The sequence below is a fragment of the Mycobacterium sp. genome (assembly GCF_049281135.1).
Classification (GTDB): Bacteria; Actinomycetota; Actinomycetes; order Mycobacteriales; family Mycobacteriaceae; genus Mycobacterium.
Map to the genome: position 1 here is coordinate 1 of NZ_JBAPRN010000164.1, position 6,791 is coordinate 6,791.

6 protein-coding genes and 1 pseudogene are annotated in these 6,791 nt (G+C 62.3%); 3 read left to right on the forward strand and 4 right to left on the reverse strand.

Annotation, left to right across the window (positions count from 1 at the left end; all coding sequences use genetic code 11):
• Positions 1-1,079 (reverse strand): NmrA family NAD(P)-binding protein (locus WAN02_RS06625; protein WP_422263369.1); only part of this gene is annotated, 1,079 nt, incomplete at its 3' end.
• 19 nt (positions 1,080-1,098) lie between these two features.
• Positions 1,099-2,310 (reverse strand): thiolase family protein, encoded by a 1,212-nt coding sequence (locus WAN02_RS06630; protein ID WP_422263370.1) that lies wholly within the window; start codon positions 2,308-2,310, stop codon positions 1,099-1,101.
• 61 nt (positions 2,311-2,371) lie between these two features.
• On the opposite strand from WAN02_RS06630, the gene WAN02_RS06635 reads away from it, so the two are divergent.
• The 3 genes from WAN02_RS06635 (at position 2,372) to WAN02_RS06645 (ending at position 5,407) form a co-directional block, all read left to right on the forward strand.
• Positions 2,372-2,857 (forward strand): winged helix-turn-helix transcriptional regulator, encoded by a 486-nt coding sequence (locus WAN02_RS06635; protein ID WP_422263371.1) that lies wholly within the window; start codon positions 2,372-2,374, stop codon positions 2,855-2,857.
• Positions 2,858-3,002: 145 nt separating this feature from the next.
• Positions 3,003-4,214: a cytochrome P450 gene (locus tag WAN02_RS06640; RefSeq protein WP_422263372.1), complete on the forward strand. Its 1,212-nt coding sequence runs from the start codon at positions 3,003-3,005 to the stop codon at positions 4,212-4,214.
• Positions 4,215-4,249: 35 nt separating this feature from the next.
• A complete protein-coding gene (locus tag WAN02_RS06645) occupies positions 4,250-5,407 on the forward strand; it encodes a thiolase family protein (RefSeq protein ID WP_422263373.1) in 1,158 nt (385 codons plus the stop codon).
• Positions 5,408-5,412: 5 nt separating this feature from the next.
• On the opposite strand, the gene WAN02_RS06650 is transcribed toward WAN02_RS06645, so the two are convergent.
• Complete coding sequence (locus tag WAN02_RS06650) at positions 5,413-6,603, reverse strand: acyl-CoA dehydrogenase family protein (protein ID WP_422263374.1); 1,191 nt, start codon at positions 6,601-6,603, stop codon at positions 5,413-5,415.
• A 15-nt stretch (positions 6,604-6,618) separates the two neighbouring features.
• Positions 6,619-6,791 (reverse strand): annotated as a pseudogene (locus WAN02_RS06655) (acyl-CoA dehydrogenase); the annotation flags it as partial.

Sequence of the window (6,791 nt, forward strand, 5' to 3'; positions counted from 1 at the left end):
CCTGTCCTCATATCCTCGCCGATCTTGAGGATCGGGGTCTGGTTGTCTGGCTGAACCCTCTCCCACAGGCTGCCCTTGCCCAGCTTTTGTCCTAACTGCTCTTCTCTCCTGAACCACTCCTCGGCGCTTCTGATCCGATTCGGGTGTATCTCGTCGAGCAGAGAATAATTTCGCTCGACGATCCCGTGCTTCCACAAATTCCAAAACCCCGTGAAGTTATCGCGAACACTCATGGTGCTCTTGTCATTTGGGTCCGCGTTGTACCCGGCAGGCGCATCTGCGAGCGGACTGAGCGGACCGTTCTTCCAATACGTCTCAAGATCGGTGTCGACGTATCGCGCTGGATGCCCGGTGACCTTCTCGAATGCCGCAGCGAGATCGGCGTAGGCAATGTGGTCGATAGCGACTTCGAGGTTCATGCCGCTGGCGCGCTCGGGATGGTCGAAGAGCCAACGAACGTAGTATCCGCAATCCTCGAGTGACACATGTGGCACGGCTCCCGCGCCGAGTGGGGCCCGCCATGTTACGACACCGTCTTCGACGGTGGGTGTCATCGGCGTCCGGGGAGAGATCGCCATCTCGATATACGGACCCGTCGTGAAGAGTGCTGCTCCCATCCGAGCCTCGTTCACCTGATTCTGAAACAACATCCACTCGCCCGCACGTCCCTTGCCGTCGTAATGGCCGGTGCGGAACCTAGAGTCGTATCCCGATTTCTTGAGCCCGTAGTCCAGGTTTCCATAGACGAGGAATTTGACTCCTTCTTCGATGGCTATCTCGTAACTGCGCATCGCCCAGTATGTTTCGGCTTTCTCGCCGGTATTGAAACCGTCGATGTTGACGAACGCGCCGTCACAATAGCGGAATCCTTCCCGCAGGATGGCTTCGTCGGCGAAGGAGCCCTCCAGAACCGAGACGTTGTCGAGCGCGAGGAGATCGGTGGCTCGTCGCGAGGCGGGGTCGCGGCTGAGGAAGCGAACGGAGTACTTCTTGTCGGAGACCAGGGCACGAATGATGGGAATGCCCTGGGCTCCGGTGCCGCCGATGACAAAAATTCTCGAGATGGTGTCAGATGACATCGCTAGCGGTCCCCGTTCGTCACAGACGCTCGATGATCGTGGCGTTGGCCATGCCGCCGCCCTCGCACATGGTCTGAAGCGCATACCGGCCGCCGCGTTGCTCCAAGGCATTGACCATGGTGGTCATGATGCGAGCACCGCTGGCGCCCAACGGATGTCCGATCGCAATCGCGCCGCCGTTCACGTTGGTCTTGGCCAGATCGGCTCCGGTGTCTTTGGCCCAGGCCAGCACCACCGGCGCGAACGCCTCATTGACCTCGAACAGGTCGATGTCGGCGAGCATCAGGCCGGCGCGATGCAGCACCTTTTCGGTCGCCGGAATCACGCCGGTCAGCATGTAGAGCGGATCCGAGCCCACCACAGTGGTGGTGTGAATCCGGGCCAGCGGACGCAGGCCCAGCTTCTTGGCGGCAGCGCCGCTGGTAATCAATACCGCGGCACTGCCGTCCGACAACGGCGAAGAGTTGCCGGGCGTGATCTGCCAATTGATCTGCGGGAAGCGCTCTCCCACGGCGAGGTCGTAAAAAGCCGGCTTGAGCCCGGCGAGGGTCTCGACCGTGGTACCGGGACGGATGATCTCGTCGGTGCTCAACCCCGCGATCGGGGCCAGCTCGTTGTCGAAGAGTCCTTCCTTGGCCGCCCGCGCCGCTTTCTCATGGCTGGCGGCGGAGAACTCGTCGAGTTGGGTTCGCGAGAAGCCCCAGCGTGCCGCGATGAGTTCAGCGCTGATGCCCTGCGGCACCAGGCCTTCGGGGTAACGCTCCTTCATGCCTTGGCCGAACGGGTTGCTGCCCGGCAAAACCGACGTGCCCATCGGCACCCGGCTCATGGATTCCACACCCGCGGCGACGACCACGTCGTATGCGCCCGCGATGACACCCTGAGCGGCAAAACTGATCGCCTGCTGGCTGCTGCCGCACTGGCGGTCGATGGTGGTACCCGGAACAGACTCCGGAAGGCCCGCACCGAGCAGGGCATTACGTGCGACGTTGACGGCCTGGTCGCCGACTTGGGTCACGGCTCCCGCGATGACATCGTCAATCTGCGCCGGGTCCACACCCGTGCGCTGCACCAGCTCGCGCAGACTGTGCGCCAGCAGGTCTGCGGGAAGCACCCCGTGCAGTGCACCGCTCGCCTTGCCCTTGCCGACCGGCGTGCGTACCGCACCCACGATGACTGCATCTCGATCTTGGTATGCCACGACTCCTCCTTGAGTCCACGCTGGGTTCATCCAGCTATACTCAGGTGTAACACCTAGGTATACTGCGAGCAACCCAGAATGGAGGTGATCTGTGCCACTCCTGCAAGGCGTGCTGGCCGATCGCGACGCATGGTCCTCAGTCGGGCATTGCTCGATCGAGAAGACCATGTCGGTGCTGGGCACCAAGTCTGCGATGCTGATCATGCGCGAGGCCTATTACGGCACCACCCGATTCGACGATTTCGCCCAGCGCATCGGTATCACCAAAGCTGCCGCCTCCGCGCGGTTGTCCGAACTGGTCGACCTCGGACTGTTGACGCGGCGGCCCTACCGCGAGCCCGGGCAGCGCACCCGCGACGAGTATGTGCTCACCGAAGCCGGCATCGACTTCATGCCGGTGGTCTGGGCGATGTTCGTATGGGGTCAACGTCACCTGTCCGGCTCCAACCGGTTGCGGCTTACCCATCTCGATTGCGGCGCCGATGCGTCAGTCGAAGTCCGGTGCGCCAAGGGCCATCCGGTGCCGTTCGACGAACTCGGCGTGGAATTGACCAGGCGGAGCCGGCGCGACCCCTGAGCCCGCGTCTGTCGATCTGTTCGTCGACTGAGTTCACGACCTGACAGCTCACGTCCCCTTACAGTGCTGATATACGCTACTGTAATAATTACAGTACGATCATGCGGCACTACGCCGGTCCGCTCGACGAAGCTGGAGCACAGCTGTGGAAAGTCAACTTCGGGACGCCGCGATCAACGACGACAAACCCTCCGGCTTCATCCGTGATCCGTATCCGTACTTCGCGCAGAAGCGCGACGGGGCGGGCGTGTTCCACGGAAGCGTCATCGACTACTCCAAAACCCCGGAATCGTTGAGGCCTAAAACGTCTTTCGCCGCAATGTCATTCAACGCGGTGAACACGGCATTTCGCGATGGAAAGGTGTTCAGCTCGACCTATTACGACAACACGATCGGGCTGTTCATCGGTCCTTCCATTCTGGCGATGGAAGGTAAGAAGCATCGCGAACACCGCAATCTGGTATCCGCGGCCTTCAAGTCCAAGGCGCTAGCGCGTTGGGAACCGGAGGTTGTGCGGCCGATCTGCGACGCGCTGATCGACGAGTTCATCGATGCCGGGCGCGCGGACCTCGTCCGCGATTTCACCTTCGAGTTCCCGACCCGCGTTATCGCAAAGCTCTTGGGTCTGCCGGCCGATGATCTGTCGACCTTCCGGCAGCGCGCGGTGCAGTTGATCAACTACACCATCAAGTACGAGCGCGCGTTCGAGGCCTCCGCAGCGCTGAAAGACTATTTCCTGGAACACATCGAGCGGCGCAGGGCCACGCCGACCGAGGACATCATCGGCGACCTGGTCACCGCAGAGATTGACGGCGAAAAGCTCAGCGACGAGGCCATCTACTCGTTCCTGCGGCTGCTGCTTCCCGCCGGACTGGAAACCACCTACCGCTCATCGGGCAACCTGCTGTACTTGTTGCTCAGCCACCCCGAGAAGTTCGCCGCGGTCCAAAACGATCACGCATTGGTCGCGCCGGCGATCGAAGAAGGACTGCGGTTCGAGACACCGCTGACCACGGTGCAACGCTTCACTACCGAAGACACTGTGCTGCAAGGGATTAAGATACCTGCTGGGTCGGCTGTCGACCTGTGCATCGGCTCGGCCAATCGCGATCAACACCGCTGGGAACGCTCCGAAGATTTCGACATCTTCCGCAAGCAGTTGCCCCACATCTCCTTCGCCGCCGGAGAACACACCTGCCTGGGCCTGCACCTGGCGCGCATGGAGACGCGGGTGGCGCTGGAATGTCTGTTGAGCCGGGTGACCAACCTGGAGCTTGTCACCGATGACGACCCGCACATCTATGGTCAGCCCTTCCGCTCGCCGACAGCACTACCCGTGACGTTCGACGCCAAGTAGGTCCCGAAAGGGTCAAAGTGATGGAGGGCATCCGCATGAGTCATAGCACGAACGAGGTGGCAATCATCGGCGTGGGTCTGCACCCGTTCGGCCGCTTCGAGGGCAAATCAGCGATGCAGATGGCTGCCGACGCCATCGGGCTCGCGCTCACCGATGCGGGTGTCGGCTGGAAGGACATTCAATTCGCAGTCGGCGGCAGCTGGACGGTGGCGAACCCGGACGCGATCGTGGGCATGGTGGGTCTCACCGGCATTCCGTTCACCGACGTGTTCAATGCCTGTGCCACCGCGGCCAGCGCGACCAAGGCGTGTGCCGACGGTATCCGGTTGGGCGACTACGATATTGGCATTGCTGTCGGAATGGACAAGCACCCCCGCGGCGCCTTTACCGAAGATCCCGCGCTGGTCGGCATGCCGAGCTGGTATGCGCAGAACGGTCAATACCTCACTACCCAGTTCTTCGGGATGAAGGCCAACAGATACCTCCACGACCATGGCATCTCCGCCCACACGCTGGCCAAGGTCGCGGCAAAGAACTTCCGCAACGGAGTGTTGAATCCCAACGCCTTCCGCCGCAAGCCGATCTCCGAAGAGGCCATCCTGGCCTCACCGATCCTGAATTACCCACTGACCCAATACATGTTCTGCGCCCCCGACGAAGGCGCAGCCGCCGTTGTGATGTGTCGCGCCGACATCGCGCACCGGTTCACCACTAAACCCGTGTATGTGCGGGCGGTCGAAATCCGTACTCGGCGTTACGGTGCGTACGAGGTCAACACCACGTATGCACCGGTCGATGAGGACGTATCGCCGACCGTCTACGCGGCGAAAGCCGCCTTCGAGAAAGCCGGCGTTTCGCCCCGGGATGTCGACGTCATCCAGTTGCAGGACACCGATGCCGGCGCGGAAATCATTCACATGGCCGAGGCCGGATTCTGTGCCGACGGCGAGCAGGAGAGTCTGTTGGCAGACGGCGTCACTGAGATCAGCGGTGCCATGCCGGTCAACACCGACGGCGGACTGATCGCCAACGGCGAACCGATCGGGGCATCAGGTTTGCGGCAGATGCACGAACTGGTGCGCCAGTTGCGGGGCCAGGCGGGTGAACGCCAGGTTCCGGGAACTCCGCGAGTCGGGTTCGCTCAGGTCTACGGTGCGCCCGGAACCGCCGCCGCAACTATCCTCTCGACCTGAGCGGCCTACGAAACCTTCTTGGGCACCGAATAGTTCGGTTTGCCCAAGCCGAGTGCGTATTGCGCGATCATGTTTCGGAAGACCTCGAGGGTGCCGCCGTAGATCCCGACCAGCGGCGCGAACCGGTACACGTACTCCGACGCGCCGTCGTCGGCCGCACCCTCGGTACCCATCGGCAGCGTGGAAGCCGTACCGAGAATATCCATCAACTCAGGTGAGACGTCGCGCATCGTCTGCGCGATGGCCACCCGGCCGAAGATGCTCGGCGCACTCAGCGCCGCCTCGATCCTGGCGGCGCTGCGGCCCAACCGGAACGCTACCGATTCGTCGTCAACTAGCCGGTGCCCATTGGGATCCCGCTCTGCGACCTTCGAAGCGGTCTTGTCCAGCGCATAGGCCATGAACCCGGCCTGATGCATCATGATCGAGACATCCTGCAATCCATCCGCCGCGGCAGCGACGGAGCCGTGCTCGGTGTTGAGCGGCTCGCGCAACACCGTCCAGCCCGCGTTGACTTCGCCGAGCCGGTACTTGTCATCGACCCGCACGTCGCTGTAGTACACGATGTTGGTGCGGTCGCCGTCGACGGTGCGGATGCCCTGGATGTCGATGCCCGCAGAATCCAGTGGCACCAGAAACATGGTCAGACTTTTGTGTTTTGGAGCATCGGGATCGGTGTTGGTGATCAGGAAGACGTACTGGCACTTGTGCGCGCCGGTGGTGAACATCTTCGATCCGTTGATGATCCAGCCGTCACCGTCGCGAACAGCACGGGTTTTACACGTCGCGATGTCGGAACCGCCTTCAGGCTCGGTGTATCCCAGACACAGCCGTACCTCGCCGCTGAATACCTTCGGCATGACTTCGGACTGCAATTCGGACGAGCCGAACCTCGCCACCGAACGCGCCACCATCGCCGTGGTCCCCCAGGTGACCCAGGGAACGTGCGCCCGCCGCTTCTCCAGTTCCCAGACGCGACGGCGAACCCGCGAAAAGCCCCCGTCGGACGAGCCTTTCCACTCGCTTTCCAGGTAACCGGCTGCCCCCAGGGCCAAGTGCACGCCTTCGTCGAAGTTGTCTCCGGTCTCCCGGTCGCGCCGCCGGACCTCATCGGTGACGTGAGTGGTCAGAAAGTCGCGGGCCTCGTGGAGAAAGGTCTGATCGCGGTCGGCGAGAGTGACTCGTGAGAAATCCACCTATCTGTCCTTTCCTCAACGGCTTTCGCGGGCGGCAACGAGCTCGGCGATGTATCTTGCGCTGGCTCCGGGGTCGCCGCCAGCCAGGGACCACCCGCGCGCACGTACGAGATACGCCGTCGCGGCAGCCTCGGCGGAAACGCCGAGACCGCCTTGCACGTGTACCGCCATGGTCGTGGCCTTCGATG

Coding starts and splice junctions, on each gene's coding strand:
- WAN02_RS06630 (WP_422263370.1), bottom strand. CDS start 2,310: ATGAACCCAGCGTGGACTCAAGGAGGAGTCGTGGCATACCAAGATCGA.
- WAN02_RS06645 (WP_422263373.1), top strand. CDS start 4,250: ATGAGTCATAGCACGAACGAGGTGGCAATCATCGGCGTGGGTCTGCAC.